General features: G+C 45.1%; 18 protein-coding genes. 14 read left to right on the top strand and 4 right to left on the bottom strand.

Annotation, left to right across the window (positions count from 1 at the left end; all coding sequences use genetic code 11):
• Positions 1-71 precede the first annotated feature (71 nt).
• The 6 genes from QU597_RS07715 (at position 72) to QU597_RS07740 (ending at position 6,900) form a co-directional block, all read left to right on the top strand.
• The gene (locus QU597_RS07715) at positions 72-2,894 is read left to right on the top strand and encodes a glycoside hydrolase family 3 protein (protein ID WP_310832111.1); all 2,823 of its coding nucleotides are present in this window, start codon (positions 72-74) and stop codon (positions 2,892-2,894) included.
• Positions 2,895-3,189: 295 nt separating this feature from the next.
• Positions 3,190-3,693 carry a DUF6933 domain-containing protein gene (locus tag QU597_RS07720; RefSeq protein WP_441295339.1) on the top strand — a complete coding sequence of 168 codons (504 nt, stop codon included), beginning with the start codon at positions 3,190-3,192 and terminating at the stop codon, positions 3,691-3,693.
• A 250-nt stretch (positions 3,694-3,943) separates the two neighbouring features.
• On the top strand, positions 3,944-4,351 hold the full coding sequence (locus QU597_RS07725) for a hypothetical protein (protein ID WP_310832113.1): 408 nt from the start codon (positions 3,944-3,946) through the stop codon (positions 4,349-4,351).
• A gap of 232 nt (positions 4,352-4,583) precedes the next feature.
• Positions 4,584-5,096, top strand: coding sequence for a hypothetical protein (locus tag QU597_RS07730; RefSeq protein ID WP_310832114.1), 513 nt, complete (start codon positions 4,584-4,586; stop codon positions 5,094-5,096).
• A gap of 509 nt (positions 5,097-5,605) precedes the next feature.
• Positions 5,606-6,004 carry a MerR family transcriptional regulator gene (locus QU597_RS07735; protein ID WP_310832115.1) on the top strand — a complete coding sequence of 133 codons (399 nt, stop codon included), beginning with the start codon at positions 5,606-5,608 and terminating at the stop codon, positions 6,002-6,004.
• Positions 6,005-6,057: 53 nt separating this feature from the next.
• The gene (locus tag QU597_RS07740) at positions 6,058-6,900 is read left to right on the top strand and encodes an oxidoreductase (protein WP_310832116.1); all 843 of its coding nucleotides are present in this window, start codon (positions 6,058-6,060) and stop codon (positions 6,898-6,900) included.
• Between the two features lie 315 nt (positions 6,901-7,215).
• Here QU597_RS07740 and QU597_RS07745 read toward each other — a convergent pair whose 3' ends face one another.
• Positions 7,216-7,959, bottom strand: coding sequence for a YqcI/YcgG family protein (locus QU597_RS07745; RefSeq protein ID WP_310832117.1), 744 nt, complete (start codon positions 7,957-7,959; stop codon positions 7,216-7,218).
• 383 nt (positions 7,960-8,342) lie between these two features.
• Here QU597_RS07745 and QU597_RS07750 point away from each other — a divergent pair, with 383 nt between their 5' ends.
• The 8 genes from QU597_RS07750 to QU597_RS07785 all read left to right on the top strand — a co-directional run bounded on the left by QU597_RS07750 (position 8,343) and on the right by QU597_RS07785 (position 16,437).
• Positions 8,343-9,110, top strand: a complete 768-nt coding sequence (locus QU597_RS07750) for a nucleotidyltransferase domain-containing protein (RefSeq protein WP_310832118.1) — start codon at positions 8,343-8,345, stop codon at positions 9,108-9,110.
• 415 nt (positions 9,111-9,525) lie between these two features.
• Complete coding sequence (locus QU597_RS07755) at positions 9,526-9,903, top strand: hypothetical protein (RefSeq protein ID WP_310832119.1); 378 nt, start codon at positions 9,526-9,528, stop codon at positions 9,901-9,903.
• A 21-nt stretch (positions 9,904-9,924) separates the two neighbouring features.
• Positions 9,925-10,059: a hypothetical protein gene (locus QU597_RS07760; RefSeq protein WP_310832120.1), complete on the top strand. Its 135-nt coding sequence runs from the start codon at positions 9,925-9,927 to the stop codon at positions 10,057-10,059.
• Between the two features lie 737 nt (positions 10,060-10,796).
• Positions 10,797-11,639, top strand: coding sequence for a membrane protein insertase YidC (gene yidC / locus QU597_RS07765; protein ID WP_310832121.1), 843 nt, complete (start codon positions 10,797-10,799; stop codon positions 11,637-11,639).
• Positions 11,640-11,885: 246 nt separating this feature from the next.
• Entirely contained in the window at positions 11,886-12,980 is a 1,095-nt protein-coding gene (locus QU597_RS07770; protein WP_310832122.1) for a GerAB/ArcD/ProY family transporter, read from the top strand.
• A gap of 51 nt (positions 12,981-13,031) precedes the next feature.
• Positions 13,032-14,624, top strand: a complete 1,593-nt coding sequence (locus QU597_RS07775; RefSeq protein WP_310832123.1) for a spore germination protein — start codon at positions 13,032-13,034, stop codon at positions 14,622-14,624.
• 40 nt (positions 14,625-14,664) lie between these two features.
• Positions 14,665-15,861 carry a Ger(x)C family spore germination protein gene (locus QU597_RS07780; protein WP_369698848.1) on the top strand — a complete coding sequence of 399 codons (1,197 nt, stop codon included), beginning with the start codon at positions 14,665-14,667 and terminating at the stop codon, positions 15,859-15,861.
• A 135-nt stretch (positions 15,862-15,996) separates the two neighbouring features.
• Positions 15,997-16,437, top strand: a complete 441-nt coding sequence (locus QU597_RS07785; RefSeq protein ID WP_310832124.1) for a DUF5680 domain-containing protein — start codon at positions 15,997-15,999, stop codon at positions 16,435-16,437.
• Between the two features lie 72 nt (positions 16,438-16,509).
• Here the strand turns inward: QU597_RS07785 and QU597_RS07790 are convergent, their stop codons facing one another.
• The 3 genes from QU597_RS07790 to QU597_RS07800 form a co-directional block, all read right to left on the bottom strand.
• Positions 16,510-17,010, bottom strand: a complete 501-nt coding sequence (locus QU597_RS07790) for a hypothetical protein (protein WP_310832125.1) — start codon at positions 17,008-17,010, stop codon at positions 16,510-16,512.
• Positions 17,011-17,257: 247 nt separating this feature from the next.
• Positions 17,258-17,620, bottom strand: coding sequence for a hypothetical protein (locus QU597_RS07795; RefSeq protein ID WP_310832126.1), 363 nt, complete (start codon positions 17,618-17,620; stop codon positions 17,258-17,260).
• A gap of 71 nt (positions 17,621-17,691) precedes the next feature.
• Positions 17,692-18,972 carry a helix-turn-helix domain-containing protein gene (locus tag QU597_RS07800; RefSeq protein WP_310832127.1) on the bottom strand — a complete coding sequence of 427 codons (1,281 nt, stop codon included), beginning with the start codon at positions 18,970-18,972 and terminating at the stop codon, positions 17,692-17,694.
• Positions 18,973-19,057 lie beyond the last annotated feature (85 nt).

Raw genomic sequence — 19,057 nt, forward strand, 5'->3', positions numbered from 1 at the left:
CTGAAAGCGGTTATCTTTTATGATGAAATAGGATGAAACCGTTATCATATAGACCGAAGGAGTGACTATGAATGGAAACCGCTACATATCCTTTTCAGCAGACAGACTTGCCGCTAAACGAGCGTGTGCAGGATCTGCTGTCGAGATTGACTTTGGATGAGAAAGTAAACCTGATGCCGCAGTATCAAGCGGCCATTGAGCGTTTGGGCGTAAGCGCCTATAAGCATGGTACGGAAGGAGCGCACGGTATCTCCTGGCTGGGCAAAGCAACCTCATTCCCGCAGCCGAGCGGTCTCGCCTGTACCTGGAACCCGGAGCTGATGAAGCGAATCGGTTCCGCCATCGGCGACGAAGCCAGAGCCTTCTATAAAAAAAATCCGACGGTCAACGGACTGACCCTCTGGGCGCCGACAGTGGATATGGAACGCGATCCGCGCTGGGGCCGTACAGAAGAAGCTTACGGAGAAGACCCGGGACTGACCGGTCGGCTCAGCACCTCGCTGGTGCAGGGAATTCAAGGTGATCATCCGGTATACTTGAAAGCGGTAGCAACGCTGAAGCATTTCCTTGGCAACAACAACGAAATTAACCGCGGTGTGGACTCTTCCAGCATTGATCCGCGCAATATGCGTGAATATTATCTGGAAGCCTTTAAGCCTGCCTTCAAGGAAGGCGGCGCCCAATCGATGATGACCGCCTACAATTCGGTCAACGGTGTACCGGTTATCCTGCATCCGGCGGTTATGGATGTGGTGAAGGGCGAATGGGAGATGGACGGATTTATTGTAAGTGATGCCGGCGATTTGTTCGGGATTGTCAAAGATCATAAGTATTATGAGTCCTTTGCCCAGTCCATGGCAGAGTCTATCAAAAACGGGATCGACAGCGTGACCGAAGAGACAGCTGAGACGATCAAGGTGATTCATGAGGCGCTGGCTGAAGGACTGCTGGCGGAAGAGGATCTGGACCGCGCGCTATTCAATACTTTCCGTGTACGTTTCCGTCTCGGTGAATTTGATCCCGAGGAAGGCAATCCTTATGCATCCATCGACGACTCTGTTATTCTCAGCAAAGAACATAGTGAGCTGTCGCTCGAAGCGGCTAAGCAATCCATCGTGCTGCTCAAGAATGAGAAGGCTGCACTTCCGCTGAACCCGCAGGAGCTGTCCAAAGTAGCTGTAATCGGGCCGCTCGGCGATGAAGCCTTTAGAGACTGGTATTCCGGCACATTGGCTTACGGGGTCACACCGCTGCAGGGTGTAACCAAGAAGCTGGCCGGCAAGCAGGTGTCGTTTGAAAGCGGCGATGACCGGATTATTCTGACCTCGGCAGCCAGCGGCCAAGCTGTAGGAATGACAGGGGAAGACGGCAGACTCGCTGTGCTGCATGATGTGCCGGAGCGCGGGGAATTGTTCCGCCATACCGCCTGGGGCTGGACTGCCCATACACTTGAAGCGACAAGCCGCGGCCAATATGTAACCCTGAATGATGAAGGTACGCTCACTGCCTCCGCCGATGAAATTTACGGCTGGTATGTGAAGGAATCGCTGAACCTTGTGCCGGAAGAAGACGGAACGGTAAGCTTACGCACCTGGAATGACAAGCCGATTTCGGTGTCCGAAGACGGGACGCTTCGTGCCAGTGAGGCGGAGGACGATGCTAAGGCGCATTCATTCCGCAAAAATATCGTTGTGAACGGAGTAGAAGCCGCGGTTGAAGCGGCGAAGGCTGCTGAGGTTGCCGTCGTATTCGTCGGAAACCATCCGCTGCTGAACGGTAAGGAAGAGATTGACAGACCGGATATCGTGCTGCCGGAAGAGCAGGAGAATCTGGTGAAGGCTGTTTATGCAGCCAATCCGAACACGGTTGTCGTGATTGTCGGCAGCTACCCGATTACTTCAACTTGGATCGATGAGCATATCCCGGCGGTGCTGTATACTTCCCACAGCGGTCAAGAGCTGGGTAACGCAGTGGCTGAGGTGCTGTTCGGCGGCTACAGTCCGTCCGGCAAGCTGAATATGACCTGGTACCGTTCGGTGGATCAGCTTCCTCCGCTGATGGACTACGATATTATCAAAGGCAAGAGAACGTACATGTACTTTGACGGAGAACCGCTATATCCGTTTGGCCATGGCCTGAGCTATGCACAGGTTGCTTATAAGCAACTGACGCTAGCGGCTGAAGAGCTGCAGCAGAACGATACGATCAGCCTGAGCGTAGAGCTTGAAAACAGCGGCAGCGTGGACGGTGATGAAGTCGTTCAGCTGTATGTGCAGTCCTTGTCCACCCGGATCAGACGCCCGCTGAAGCAGCTGAAAGGCTTTGAAAAGATCCGCCTCGGCGCCGGCGAATCACAGACGGTTACGTTCTCTCTGCCGGTAGCTGAACTGGCGTTCTGGGATGTAACCCGTGAACAATACTGTGTGGAAGACGGAGAATACAACCTCCTGGTTGGCCGTTCCTCCGGTGACATTCAGCTGTCCGCCAAGATTAGAGTGCACGGCGATACGGTACCGGCCCGCAATCTTTATACTGCAACCAAAGCAGAGAACTACGACGATTATGAAGGCGTCTATCTGGATGAGTGCAAGGCAGGCGGGGCTTCGGTTCATCCAGTTCAGGACGGAGCTTGGATCGCTTTCAATAATGTGCAGTTTGCTGAAGGAGCGGCGGCTTTCGAGGCGCTTGTTTCGTCCGTGAGCGGCGGCAGCATTGAGGTCAGAACCGGCAGTCCGTCGGGCAAACTGGCCGCAACCCTGGAGGTTCCGGCAGGCGGAGGGCTGCAGGAATGGCACACTCTGTCAGCTATAGCAGGAGTCGATGCCGGAACAGCCGATGTATTCCTGGTCTTTGCAGGCGAGGTATTGCTCAGCCGCTTCCAGTTTACGCTGTAAATTCTGGCTGAATGGAACATATTAAGCCCTGCCATTTCTGGTTATCAGAAATGGCGGGGCTTTTTTTTACAGGCTTAAAGATGCATTTAAGAATATACATTTAAGGAAAAGTGGCAGAGAGAAATTTATGTCAAAAGAAAATAGAGTTTTAGTAATGAGGAAATGGAATGTTAGACTGACGATGATTCATTAAGGAAACTGGCAGGATAGCTTAATAATTTCGCGAATACACAACATATTGAGTTATTTACGACGTTATCTGAAAATAGTGCAAAGCTTGAAAGGACAATTCTAAATGCTCATATTTAAAGCGACGAAAGATACTTTGAAAGATCTTAAGGTCCAGCCTGATTCAGTTGGCAACTTAGATTTGCTTTTTTGTTGGCATGTAAACATATTTAATCTATATCGAAAGAAGCACTATGTGTTTATGAATGATCTAACAAGATTGAGTCTAACAGTTACTGGCATTAGAACGGGACAGAATCAAAAGCTTAATGAGTTTTTTGTAAATAGCTTAAGAGAATATTTAATTGAAGAAGATCTTTCAGCGTCTCTAATTAGTTCATATATAGAAAACTGCAATGAAACAATAATTACTAAAACGGATAGTAGAAGTGTAATAAGTACATTAAGTGAAATCATGCTAGTGATGAAATCACTTGAAATGGACAATCAAGGCTTTGAAGACATGGACGAAAGACAAAAATGGAATAATAGATTTATTTACAAGCCTATAGATTATCAAAAACCAATTGAGGTTTTTATTAAAGAACTTAAACAAAGATATTCAAGCTAGATTAAGAAATTTCGAAGAAGGCACTGGCATCGTCCGGGAGAGACATTTCGAGGAAGTGGATTCACCGGACACATCCCACCGCCTAACTGCCGCTAGCGGCAGCCGGACCTACGCTTCTTAAGGCGCTAGGACGTTGTAAATACGGGAACGTTATACGAAAGCACTTTAAATCATACTAAAACAAAAAAATCATTTAGAAATGAAATAATTAAGAAATAGGTGATATTGATTGAGCTGGGATGTAACATTTATGAAATTAAATAAGAAAGTTAGTAGCGTTGAGGATATAGCTGATGAGATGACTGAAGAACTAGGAAACAGAAAAGAAATAATAGATATGATAAGCAAGCTATTTCCGGATGCCGATTTTAGTGATCCTTCTTGGGGAATACTGGAGCAAGCAGGCTATTCTGTGGAGTTTAATATCCCAGAAGAAAACAATATTACAGAGATTATGTTACATATACGAGGCGATGAAACCTCTATCGAAGTAATTAGGGAAATCCATGATAATACTTCCTGGACGGCTATTGATGAAGAAATTATCGACTTTAATAATAGTCCTGATAAGGGTTTGAAAGAATGGCAAAATGCTAGAGATTTATTAATCAAAGAAGTGAGTACAAGAAAGAAGAAATGGTATGAATTTTGGAAGTAACTCAAAGAAGAAAGTGCCTTCGTATAACAGAGTATTCACGCTGCAGGACCTGTCGGTCCCTTGGTCTGCGGGAGTAAATTCAAGGAAGCAATTAGCAGGCAGACAACCCTGCGAGGCTAAGTCTGGCCATACGTTCGCCGGCACTTGATTAAGCCTCTCGGGTTCGTGAATGGGGGAATGTTAGGTGCAATATTGCAATACTTAATAAATACAGTAATCAGTGGGGTGAGTCATGATGATATTTTCAAAGATAGATAATCTAGATAGATTATCATTTGACATGGAAATAAAGACAAGAAAAGTCTACAAAAATATAACAAGAGTGAAAGGAGGAATGGTTCATGTTATTGATTGGAAGATTTCCTTATATATAAACGGCTATAAACTAGATGAAGATGAAGTGTTTGTAGATGATGTTTATTTCAACTCGTTACTTTATCCTGGGAAGTATCCTATGTTTACTTGCACTTGTGGTATTTTCGGATGTGGAGGGTATTATGTAGATGTTGTGCATAACAATGAAACGATGATTTGGACAACTGAACAATCACCATTTACGGATAGAACAATTAAGAGTACTAATAGATTTGTTTTTTCATGGAGTAATATAATCGAATTTACAGAAGAATTAATACAGAGATTAGAAGACCTCAAAAGTTTAATGCTATCCAATGAATTAGAATTTCAATACGATCTTGAAAAATATAAGGACATAATGCAAGAAATAAAAATTAAGAGAAAATAAGTTATCATAAATATTGAAGTGGATTCAATGAAGGCACAATACTTCGCCTAACATAGCATTAAACGCTACGATCCGGGACAAGCCCGACTCTTGGTCCGAAGAGGCATTTCGGGGAAAAGATTCACCGGACACATTCAACAACACATTCCTGAAATATAGGGGTGGGTTAACGCTCTTCACACTACCCATCCTGCGAGATACAACGCGCAGGACCAAAGGTCTATCAGACACATCGACGGTAGAACATAAAGAAGGAGAAGTAAGCCCGATAAGAAGTCTACAGATTTTGTATAGCCTTTTTGATTTCGTGGGTTTAAAATAGCAAAGTTTGTTACGCTAACGGGACACTATAGCTCAATAATACATGAGGCAGCCGACAGATAAATTGGCTGCCTTATTTGCGCTAAAAAGCAGGATAGTTCAATGGATTAGGACGTGAACGTAATATTGACGGATGGTTTTCTGTCAATTATCTTAAAGTTAACTTTAACTAAAAGGTGGTTTCGCATATGTATAGCATAAATGAGATTGTAAAAATAACTGGAATTCCAGCTTCTACGCTTCGCTATTATGAACAAGAGGGTATTCTTCCCGAAGTGACCAGAAACGTGAATGGGCGCAGAGAGTATAACGAAAAGGTGCTCGAATGGCTTGAATTAGTTGTGGCTTTAAAAGATACTGGCATGTCTATTGAAGAAATAAAAACTTATACAAAGCTAATTCTTCAGGGGGATGAGACTCTAGAGGATAGGAGAAGCTTTCTTTCTGAGCATAAAAGTAATGTGGAAAAGTCGTTGGCTAAAACACAGTATCATCTCGAAAAAGTTATTCGCAAAATAGCTGTTTATGATGTGTTGCTCTATAAGAAAAGTACCAACTCGGACCCTTTAAGATCCTATTTGACTTAAAGTGTACTTTAACAGGTAAAGTAGAGATATTAAATCTTTAAGGAGTGGATAGAATGTCTCTACAACATAAAGTTTGGTTAATTACGGGGTGCTCAACCGGGTTTGGCCGTCATATCGCAAAACAAGCAATTGAGGCTGGCTATAAGGTAATTGTGACGGCTCGCAAGGTCGAACAGATTCAAGATCTCACATCAGGAAATGAAGAAAACACGCTTGCACTCCCATTGGATGTAACAAATCATGAACAAATTATAAGTACAGTCAAGCAGGCTATCGAAAAGTTTGGACGTATTGATGTTCTAGTCAACAATGCCGGAATTGGATATTTTAGTTCAGTTGAAGAAAGTGTTGAAGAAGAGACTCGCCGAATGTTTGAAATTAACTTCTGGGGTCTTATGCATATGACAAATGCTGTCTTACCTTATATGAGGGCTCAGAAGTCCGGTCATATCATTAATTTCTCATCTATTGGTGGTTTGACTTCATTCCCAACACTTGGTTACTATCATGCAACCAAATATGCAGTTGAAGGAATTTCAGAAAGTCTGGCTAAAGAACTGATTCCATTTAACATAGCTGTAACTTTAATTGAGCCGAGCGGTTTCCGTACAGATTGGGGTGGTCGTTCTTCCGTTAAAACTGATACTCAAATACCTGAATTTAAGGAATCTGTAGTAGGGCAGATGCTCAAAGGTGTGCAGCATAGCGGTGGACAAGAATCTGGGGATCCTGTGAAAGCCGCAGCTGCTGTAATTAAGGTTGTAGAAACATCAAAGCCTCCACTTCGTTTGCTTCTTGGAAAAGCAGCTTATCAAGCAGCAACGCATAAATTCACAACCATGCTTGCAGATATGGAAGAATGGAAAGAAATTACCATTAATGCCGATTACGAATGACCTACAGGACAACTTGGTTTTGGAACTGTTTAGCAGCGGGAGTGAGGGTGCTCGGGCACATTACGAGGAATAAATGGACCTTCTCATAGACGGGATTAAGCTAACGGGAAACGATAGTTAAACGGTTCAGGGAGCAGCTTGCCGCGGCAGCTGCTCCCTGTCTTCATTAAGCTAAAGGGCAGGATAGTTCAAATATATGTTGAAATAAAATTGAAGCAGTTTATGGGTTGAATGATCGTCACCGCAAGCAATGTACTGTCTTGGAGAACAGCACATTGGTTATTTAATGTAATGTATTACCTCTGTTAAAATAGTCTAGCTTTTTTTCATATGAAGGTGGGCAAAAGGACATTTTCCCGCTGCAGGTAAATCATCATCACTTAGAAAATATTGCTTCCATTCAAAGTTGTCCTCACTGCCGTAGAAATTTAAATCCGGATGAACTCCGGTCTCATCATATTCAGTAATTCGTTCTCTGATTTTTTTCTTGATTTGAGCTGCAGCTGCAGCATTTTTATTGAATTGAGTCAAAACCCAGCGGGGAGTAATGGCGAAGATAAAGTAAGGGAAGTGTCGACTCTGCCTTCGTTTGTGTGCAGGTGTAGCACAATACATAAAATACTGTTCATTACCAAAGCAATATTCCCATACATTTTGATCCGGATCGAGTGGAATGTGTTCGGGCCATGGCTGCTCGTCACGAGCGCTGACCTGGCTGAGCACTTTCCAGAATAATGCTTGATATTCTTTTACTTGATATTCTACCGTAAGGTCTTCGGGAGTCTCAAAGAAAGCGATAAGTGAAGTGTATTTCCCAATATCTTTTGATTGTTCACCATATGCACTAAGACTGTAAGCAAGTTCTTCGGAAGCCTGTTCTTTCCTTGGATCACTAAGAAATATATAGCGAAAATGATTCGATTTATAGCCAATGGTTGCTGGAATGCAGGGGAATTTATGCTCAGAATCCGACATTTTCTCGGAAAATAGACGATAGGCTTTTTCTTTCCATCCACCAAGAGACGAATGCTCCATATGTTCATTATCATACAACAGCATGTATCTAGACCTCCTTGTGTTGTTACTGTATTAAAGGAAGCCGCATTGTGTGTATTAGTCTATAGGTTATTTAAAATATTTTTGACGATGTTTGAAATATCATTTTGTGTTAATATTTCTGGAACTGTCGTATGATCAACTTAGCTATCAACCTTCGCTCTAAAGGTGATGCGGTGAAACCAGTATAATATTAAGCCTTAAGCTAACGGGAAACGATAGCTCAATGAAATTACGAAAGCAGCTGATCACGTCGATCGGTTGCTTTTGTTCATCTAACGGGCAGGTTAGTTGAATGATTTCGCGAATAACTTAAGTCATGACGAATTTACGAAGTTCACAAAAGACGTTAGCCGAAAGAAGTTCTTAGTTTAGGAGGAGTCTATATGATAATAGAAAAAGTTATAAATAGAATTGTAATAAAAAGTGAATATAGGGATTTTGTTGATAAGTATATAGATAATATACTTACCGAATTTAAAGGTAAGATTCATAGCATTTATATGTGTGGCTCGATTCCAAAAGGAACTGCTAAACCTTTTAAGTCAGATGCAGACTTTACTATTGTATGTGTAAAACCCAATGATATTGATTACGAAAGATTGTCAAATATTAAAGACAGGCTTTTGGAAGAATATCCAGTAGTAACTAAGATTGATACGATAATTTGCTCGATTGACGATGTATTAAGTAAACCAAATGAGTGGGGTTTTTGGGTAAAGATAATTTGTGTTTGCATATATGGTCATGACGTTGGTGAAAAAGTACCACCGATAATTATTTCTCCAGAGTTCATTTTAGACTTAAATACAGAGACCAAGGAGGAAGTAGATCGTATACATAGTTTACTTTCTAATGCTAGTGATAACACAATGAAAGCTAGATATATTAAAGGTTACTCCAAGAGATTAATTCGTGCACTATACTCTTTGGTTTTAGAAGATACAGGTGTATGGCAAGATGACATTAGTAAGATGAAGAATGCCATATTAAACTATTGTGAGATTGACTCCGTTTTAGTTGATTATCTGTATGCTTGTTACTTGGATAGTAATGTACTTGTTGAAGAGTTTCTGGGAATTGCAGATGAAGTATATAGCTATTTTGAGAACGCCTTAAATGCTGTGGCTGCTTCCAGAACTTCCTTAGGCTAACAACATATTGATGCTCCGGGTCATTCTGAGAAGCGAGTGACCACATCCAGCCCCCTAAGCCCGTCGGGACGTCACTGCGTTAGGTGTTCGGCAAGCCTTACAACTATAAGCAGCGACTCTAATTAAAACATAAAACTATTGAGCTAACGGGAAACATTAGTTTAATATCAGTGGCAGCCTAATATTTTATTTATTAATTCTTGTTCTGCCGCTGCTTCTTTCAATGAATCAATCTAAAACTTATTTTTAAAAGTTTACTGATTTTTCAATTTTATTTTGCACCGAACAGCAGAACTACAAGCCGGAACCCTTTATGAAGGTGCGCTGGAATCGAGCGGAAATTCACTTCGCAGACAACTAGCGGTACTACGCGCCGAATGGAACTTGGTACTAAAAGGAGGGGCAGGAAGGATACATGCGAGAAGAACAGGAAATATTCGCGGGTAAAGGATATAACAGGTCGTACGCCATTGCTACGGGTCTGCCGATTTTGAATGTTAGGGGTAGCCTGTCGCATGAAAGTAACAGCCAATTACCGTTTCCATGGGTGTCAACGGGCATCAAGATTGATAAAGAACAGATGTTGGAAACCGTAATGAAGCAGAAGTCACTCGAGTATTTGTTCAAGATGCAATTTAGTAAGGAGGAAATGACAGACCGTAATTTGGTTGTAGGCTGTTATGAATATAAGAATCCGAATGACAAGGATCAGATAACGCTATATGCGCTGGTTTCGTTGAAGGAATTTCTCGCGAGATACGGCGATGAACGGGCATTGGAAATTCTGATGTGAGTTGGCTGAGGAGCAACCCGAATGAGCGAATTTAGTCAAAGCTATCATTTGTTGGGTAGCAAAGAAAAAGCAATTGAACTTATCAACCATGCAGGTGAACAGGGTTTTGTATTTGAAACGACGAAATATTCGACCTGGATGTTGTCAAAAAACTAGTCGAAGAGGCTGGTAATGTTTCATCTGACTTGGAAGTACTATTTACGAAAGATCACGAAATTATCTTTGCTATGGAGAGCCCCTGTGCTTATCAGATTGCTGAGAAGCTTGGTATCTTCAATTATGCTTGGATTTCCGCTGATTCTCTCGATAGGGACGATGGTTTCTACAAAAATGTAATTAAAGTTTAAAGTCCGGTAAGAAGCTTTCGCGTTCGACTAACGGGAAACGATAGTTGAACATAAAGGGTTCCACATATTAGTCATGACTAATATGTGGGACCCTTTATTATATCTTACTTTCCTAAATTTAGGTCTTGAAAAACTCGGGAAATAGAGTGTTAGACTGACGATGCTTTAATAAGGTAACGGGCAGCTTAGTGAAACCACACTGTTTTTCTAACGTATAGTCATTATTCAAAATTTTCCAAATGCGGCCCGTACGGAGGTGAACTTGACTGGAGCATTTTTTTGACTTGGTTCAATTGGCATTCTCGATCGCACTCATCTCTTCCTTAGTGTTAATTCCACTCACCTATTTTTCTTTACAAGATATTCACAGGGGTCATGAAATTGCTGCAGCCGGTTCAACTTGGTTTGTGGCTGTCAGACTGTCGCAAGTGAGCAGCATTCAGCGGTGGATAGTACGTATCGCCAGACGAAGAGAAGCACCCGACGAAGAGGATAATGGTCCTTCCCCACATTGATATTCCATACTTTCAATTAGGGAGGACAACGATGAAAAAGTTTTTATTGCTCCAAAAATGGGTCAAGCCCATTCTCATCCTGTTGATTGGAGTTATTCCGATTTTTGTGCTCAGCGGGTGTTCGACAGCATCCCAATCAGATTCGATTAATGCCGATTCATCAGGGATATTTAATCACTTTTTTATTTATCCATTATCGATCCTGATCAAATTCTTTGCGAATGCACTTGACGGTAACTACGGATTATCGATCGTGCTGATGACTTTCATCATCAGACTTGCGATCATGCCGCTCATGATGAATCAAACCAAGAAACAAATGGACATGAAAGAAAAGATGGCCGTCCTTCAGCCGGAGCTAACTGTACTTAAAGAGAAGTATAAGAACGATGTCAGTAGCGAGGCAAAAAAACAACAGCAAGCCGAGATGACGCAGCTCTACCAGAAACATCAATTTAATCCCTTAAGCATGGGGTGTTTACCGATGCTTCTCCAATGGCCGGTCACCCTTGCATTTTACTACGCCATCCGTCGTACCCCAGAGATTGCAGCTCACGATTTTCTGTGGTTTAGCTTGGGGAAAACAGATATGATTTTGCCGCTAATTGCCGCTGCAGTGTATTACATGCAGTTTCGCGTGTCTCAATCCGTTTCAGCGCAGGTTCAGCAAAATCAAAATAACCAAATGGCTTTCATCGGATTGCTGTCACCGATCATGATGGGTGTATTTTCCTTTGGGATGCCCGCTGCGTTACCATTATATTGGGCGGTTGGCGGTATATTCATTGTCGTGCAAACGATTATACTCCATAAAATATACACGAAGCCAAATGTAGCGAGTAAAGACCTGCCTACCGGTGTAGAAGATATATAAATTGAACCAGCCATAAAACAATACTGAATACAAGGCCTCTGAGGAACGACCTCAGAGGTACTTTTTTTATTGGCGGCTCGTTAACGGGGAACATAGCTCAACATACCTGCTTTTTTTGAAAAGCTGCCTATCGTCTTAAAGACCGTGGGCAGCTTTACTTGTTTTAAGCCCTCTATATGCATAAAAACTATTCGCAAGGTGACACTAAGGGGAATTATTCTACTTATTACCATCGGAGGAAGAAGAATGGAGAGAATCTCGCAATCTCAAATGGCGGCGCTCATCATCGTGTTTCAGATCGGCAGCTCTCCTTTGTATCTCCTCGGCAAAGAGGCAGGGACAGATGCTTGGATTTCCATTCTTATCGCCTTGGTGCTTGGTTTATTGCTTCTGATGCTAATCCTTCTAATCCATCGTCTTGAGCCGGATAAGGATTTGGTGGAGATTAGCAATGCGTATTTCGGCAAAACGATCGGCTATGTCATCGGCGCAGTGTATTTTGTCTACTTCGTCTATCAATCAGTGAGGAACGTGCGGGAACTTGGAGATCTAGTCTCCTTGTATTTCCTCCAAACGACTCCATTATGGATAGTAATCAGTATGTTATTACTCATCGCCGGTTATGCCGTATGGCATGGACTAGAGGTGTTCAGCAGAATTACACAAATCCTCGCTCCAATTATTTTATTGATTTATGTAGGGTTCTTCATTTTGGTCTACACGCTCGGATTTATCGATCTGCACCGGATAGAGCCCGTTCTCGAAAACGGACTTCCCAAGGTGATCGATGCTGCTTTTGGGGTGGTGTCGTTTCCGTTCGGAGAGATGGTGCTTTTCTTGATGTTCTGGAAATTCGTCGCGCCGCAAAAGAAGGTGTTTCCGACAACCGTCCTATGGTACATGGTTACAGGTTTATTCATTTCGTTGATGAACTTGATTATTATCGCTTCTTTAGGGCCGATATCGGAGATGAGTATCACTCCCTTTATAGAGTTGATGAGCCAGGTGAGAATTGAATCGTATCTGGAACGGCTCGATCCCTTCGTTGGGGCGGTGTTCTTTGCGGGTGTCTTTATCAAAATGACGGCTTACTTCTTAGGAGCGGTTCTTGTCGGGAAACGCATGGTCAAGTCCGGTCAGCGGTACATCGTCGTTAGCATCGGAGTCTTATTGCTTATCGCTTCCCTTTTATTCCGGAGTTACATGCAGCATATTAGAATCGGATTCTCATTCGACGTGAAGTACCATTTTCCAATTTATCAGTTCTATATCCCCTTGGTGCTTCTATTGGTAATGCTCATTAGGAGAAGCATGCGTGCCAAAAAGAATGGACGGTCTTAACGATCGCTAAAGGATGAGAACAATTATGATCCTAATCTGGAGACGAAAAATATGAACAAAGGACCTAAAGACACGAAAGCGACACCCGCGGACGCGAGCAAGACGAAACAGCCGATCACTGCGCAATTTTCGGCTAATCTTAAATGGCTAAAAGATAATCTTGGTGCCAGCTCCGATATCGTCGTGCGCAGTATCTCCGATCGGGCTTCTGGTATGGAAGGGGCGATCATCTATGTCGATCATCTGGTGGACCAACAAACGGTTAATCAGATGATTGTACATCCAATACTGGCGGAAATTGGTTCGGATTCAAACTTATCGCCTTTAGACTGGTTAGAACTGTTGAAAAATAAGGCTTTGTCCGTAGGACGTATCGAAGAAGTGCAATCCTTGGACGTCGCCCTCGCGCAGCTTCTCGACGGTAACACTGTCATTTTGTTGCAGGGTTGTGCATCCGCGTTATCGGCCAGTTCTTCCGGCGGCGAAAAGCGCGGCGTTGAAGAACCTTCTACGCAGACTGTCGTCCGGGGACCGAAAGAGAGCTTCACGGAAAGTATAGATACCAACTTGTCATTGATACGCCGCCGAATAAAATCACCGCTGCTTCGAATTGAGTTCCTGCAGATCGGTAAGCAGACGATGACGCGAGTCGCAGTCCTGCACATGAAAGGAATTGCGAAAGAAAGTATCCTGGAAGAAGCCCTCACGCGGTTGGAGCGTATTGATACGGACAGCATCCTGGATAGTGGATATATCGAGGAATATATTCAAGACGCCACTTTTACGCCGTTCCCGACAATGCTGAGCACTGAGCGTCCTGATGCCGTTGTCGGAAGCCTTCTCGAGGGGCAATTTGCGGTTGTGGTGGACGGGTCGCCTTTCGCCTTAATCGCTCCGGTAACGTTTGGTCAGTTTTTTCAGTCGAGTGAAGATTATTACCAGCGGTACGATGTCGCCACGTTCCTGCGTATCATCCGAAATATCGCGTTTTTCGTCTCACTGTTATTCCCGTCACTATTCATAGCGATAACGACCTTCCATCAGGAGATGCTGCCGCCGCCTCTTTTGATCAGCCTGACCGCGCAGCGCGAAGGAGTACCTTTTCCGGCGATTATTGAAGCGCTTCTCATGGAGATCACTTTCGAGGTACTGCGGGAAGCAGGTGTTCGAATGCCACGGGCCATCGGACCCGCGATCTCGATCGTCGGCGCACTTGTGCTCGGGCAAGCGGCCGTGCAAGCGGGCATAGTATCTGCAGCGCTCGTAATCGTTGTTTCCTTCACGGCCCTCGCCAACTTTGTTATTCCGTCAATTAATATGTCCAACGCCATCCGATTGCTCCGCTTCGTAATGATGCTGCTCGCAGCTATGTTCGGTCTGTTCGGCATACTGTGCGGACTGATGACGTTGCTCATTCACTTGGCGAGCTTGCGATCATTCGGCATTGCTTACCTGACGCCGTTTTCTCCGTTCATTTGGTCAAACTGGAAGGACATCTTGCGTGCTCCACGTTGGACCATGAGAACTCGCCCTATTTCCATGTCTTCAGGCAGTAATCGGACAAGACAAGGAAGGGGTCAAGGGCCTCAGACACCACATCGCCCGGGTCGCGGGAATGATCCGAATCCAGGCTCGAACGAATAGGAGGTTATAGGACGTGCAAATCGGTTCCAGACCCTTACGTGTGACACGACTCATATTGTGTATCGCTGTCACCGGTGTGTTGCTTACGGGCTGTTGGGATAGCGTGGAGTTGGACAGGCTAGCATTCACGTCGGCAACGGCGGTCGATTACAAAGACGGTAAGTGGCTCTTCTCCTATCAGGTAGTTATCCCTGCGGTCATCTCTTCCACATCGTCGGCAGGAGGGGGGAAGCTTCCGATCGCCGTCTATTCGACGCAAGGTACGACGATAAAGGATGCTGTATCGCGAAGTCAGTTAGAAAGCTCGAGGAAGCTGTTCTTCTCTCATACACGATCTATTATCATAAGCGAAGCGGCGGCCAATCATGGACTATCGCAGCTTCTGGACGTTTACCTCCGCAATTTAGACTCTCGTGAAACAGTCAGCGTGTTTATTACCGAAGGGGAGTCGCGCCGGATTTTGAACCAGTTGATTCAGCTTGAAGTTTTGCCCGGAGAAGGTATCGAAGATATGATCATGGGAGAATCAAGCGAGTTATCGATCCTTCCTAATGTGAACATGTTCAAGCTGGGATTGTCTTTGCTGGGAACCACTAAAAGCGCGGTGCTTCCTGAAATTATCATCTCGGGATCGCCCCCTGTGACAACGGCGGACGAGTTAAGTAAAACCGAGCTGAGCTCGAAGATCAAGCTCAGAAGATTGGCCGTACTCAGCCAGGACAAGCTGGTTGGTTGGCTATCGCAAAAAGAGGCATTCGGCACAGGTTTTATTCGCAACGAGATCCATAAGGCAGTGATTCCATTTTCGTGCGCAAGAGGAGTGCGAGAGCCGGATTCGACCTTTCAGTTTCTTCACAGCAATACCCAGTTAACCCCGCGGAAATTCGGTAACCGTATCACGATCGAAGTGCGAGTGAAAGGAGAAGGCGAGCTTTTGGAGACGAATTGTCCGATTGACTTCGAGAAGCTAAACGCGGAGGATGAGATGGAACAACAGCTGGAGAAGGAAGTGGAGAAGATGATCATAGAATCATGGCAAGCCATCAAGAAGTTGAAGACGGACATCGTCGACTTCGCGGATCTCGTTCACCGAAAGTATCCGAAGGATTATGAGCGGATGAAGTCTGAATGGCAGAAGGAATTCGTTCAGATTGAAGTTGTTCCCAAAGTTGACGTCAAGATCAGGCGGGTAGGACTGACAATGAAGTCGTACAAACAACAGGAAGAGCAGAAGTAACCGGGAATATAAGGGAATATCTTGGAGAATATGGACGTCAATCTAGCCATAGCATCAGGGACAAAAGTCATATTTATCCAAGAACATATGTTCTAAAATAGAGGGGTGACTAATAATTCCGGGGAGATGGTAGGGATGGAAGAATTGATAGATTTTTTGCTGGAGGCTAAGAAAGCAACTTATGCAGGAGAGGGTCCGGAGCTGTCCCCGTCCCGTCCGTCATCCCATGATCTGGCGTTTACACGCGGGAATTTTCAGTACATCGATACTTATCTTGGGTCAGAAAAGTTTGCCGGAGAAGAAGCGTTGTGGGAGAATGACAAGCCGCTATGGGCCATGAATTATGCGGGCCGTGTTACCGCTGGAGGATTCAGTGGTGATTTCCTGAAAGAGGCTTTGCTGCATGTGCCGGCTGATCAACCATTTCGTGGGCCAGAGCATTATAGTGATGGACATTTCACCTACACCTGCACTGTGAACGGGGATTTTGGCTGGTTCAGCGGTGTTGAAGAAATCCGGGCGGGCGGCATGAAAGTGTATGAATGTATGTTTCATGGCGGCTGGATTAAGGAATAAATTCATGTCCAAAATAGTAAACCCGCCAAGCTGCGTGGAATTCGGCCTGGCGGGTGTGTTATAGTGCGGAAGTTAATTGATGCTTTCGGCGCGCTTAGCCTGCTTGGCATGCAGCAGCTTCATTGCCAATCGTGCTATCGGCTGTGCAATTATCATTTCAATCCAGAACGCTACACCGAAATTTCTAGGCCAGATGCGAAGAAAGTTTTTGAAGGGTTCCAAGCTTATTTGCTTCGTACCCACCCAAGTTCCGATAATGGATAGTAAGAGGGATAATACCATTACATTTAGAACAATATTGAATAACACTCTGGCATTAAATCCATCTGTCTGCCCTACGAACTTTGGCAGAAGCATGCCGACAATCGGCCCGGCAACGCACTTAACTAACAACACTACAATAATCCACAAGACCGGAAGGATCTGCAGCGTATCTAAATAAACCTCTGTACTGAAGCCGCGTTCCAGACCTACAATAATGGGAGCAATAGTGTTAACTGAAATGAGCGAAACAATCAATAGGAAGAGAAGACCCTCCTGTTTGTTTCTGGGTAATCTTGTTTCTTGCAGCATGCTTGTCATCTCCAAAACTTGATTTCAGATGGAAGACGTTCTTGTACATGATATTTCACAACATCGCACAAAAAAAACGCAAGACCCGGTTCAGATGGTCATGCGTCATCGCTACACACTGATATATTTATCTTAACATTTTGTTCGGATAGAAAGTCAAGGCCTAAAGTTTAGGAACTTATGGACAAGCTCATTGTAAACAACCGACCGTTTAGAGTGCAGCCTGAGAGGTTAGCTACTGCCAGGGTTAATCCCCGCCGCCGCCGCCACCGCCAGAATCTCCGCCACCGCCGCCGGAATCTCCACCGCCGCTGTCCCAGCCTCCATGCCCGCCATGCCCGTGATCATGTCCGCCGCTCCAACTGCTTCCGCCGTGGTTATGACTGTGATGTCCATGATGTCCGTGATGTCCGCTGTTTTTGCTGTGATCATCATTACGATTGTCGTCACCAGTGAAGAAATTCGGGTTCGCACCTGTATAGAAATAATTGTCGGCAGAGTCGCTTTTGCCCCCGTACCGATTTCTTCCGCGGCCCCTTCCATTATCACGTACAATAGCCTGCACAATGATATACGCAACCACACCAATAAAAATAATGCCTATGCCCAAGTAGGTATCGCTCCTTTTAGGAAATAGTGTGAGGAAATCTCATAATAATCATACCATAATTTTCAAGTTGTCTACAGAAGATTACCCTTTTCCTGCCTGTACTGCCTTGGCGTCTTCCCTGTGTATTTCTTGAACACCTTGGTGAAATAGCTCTGATCGTTAAAATGCAGCCGGGTAGCGATATCTGACAGGGTGATGCCTGGCAGCTCCATCAGGCGTTTGGCTTCCTCAATCCGCTCCCGCTGGATATAGTCGCTTACGGCAAGTCCGGTTTCTTTTTTGAACAATTGAGAAAGATAACTGGCATTCAGTCCGGCAATCTCAGCTAGCCTGCTCAAGGAAATGTCCTCGTACAAATGGTTGAAAATGTAATTCTGGCACAGGGCGGAGGTGCGGGACAGCTTCGATCTGCGGTTGTCGCGCACATGGTCGGCGAAATCACACAGGGCGGCGGTCTGAGCCCGGTCTACAGCCGGAATATCCTTTAGCTCCTCGATGTGCTGGATATGGAAGTCGCTTAGGGTGTAGGCGATTTCCCAGAACAGGCCGCCCTCAATCGCTGCGCGTGTTGCCAGGGTAATGGAGGAGACGGCCAGATTTTTTTTGCTGCGCAGCTGGCTCTTCTTGGACAGTAGACCGAAGCTCTCATCGGAAAAAGCTGCCTGGGTCCGCAGCAGTCCCGCTTTATCCCCGATGGCAATATGGCGGAACATTTCCCGCTCCAGCATCGGGTCATGGTGCAGCCAGACGTTCTCGCGCCGGTAAGAAAGGTCCAGATCCGGCCCGTCACCCGGATGCACAGCCGGCTCCGGGTTGGGTGAAGCCAGCAGCAGCTCCGTAACAGACAGCGCCTGCCCGGTGATAAGCGTGTACAGCAGCAGTGCAGCATGATACCATCTCATCCGGTTCAGTACAGGCAGGCTGCGGTAATATCGAAGCCAGCTTTCCAGTTGACTGTGCGGAAGATTATAGTCGCGGAGCAGGCTGGCAGCCATCTCCTCGGTTATGGGAGCAGACAGTGAAGGGCCGAGCATGATCGTTCCGCCGGAGTGTGCTTCCTCAGCGGGGAGGCGGAGCAATATACAATTCTCCAAAAAGCCGGTGGTGTGCACTAGCGGAAGGGGACTGTGGGCCTCAGTACTTTGGGGTATACTGCTGCTGCGGACATAATCCATAACTTCCTCCAGCAGACCCCAGCTGCCCGGATCGGCTGGACGGCCTTCAGCAAGCGCAGGCAGCATCAGGAGGATACTGTCATCATCGTCCAGCCAGACTACCTGTATCCGGTAAGCCTCATACAACAGCCTGCATATATAAGGAATACCATCGGCTTCTTTCAAGTGGTTTAGCATGCCAGCCCCCTCCTTCTTATCCAATTAAAATACCAAAAATCCAATCAGAATGCCATAAATGCAGGGGGAAGTAGGTTAGAATGAA

Source organism: Paenibacillus pedocola (assembly GCF_031599675.1).
Taxonomy (GTDB): domain Bacteria; phylum Bacillota; class Bacilli; order Paenibacillales; family Paenibacillaceae; genus Paenibacillus_AQ; species Paenibacillus_AQ pedocola.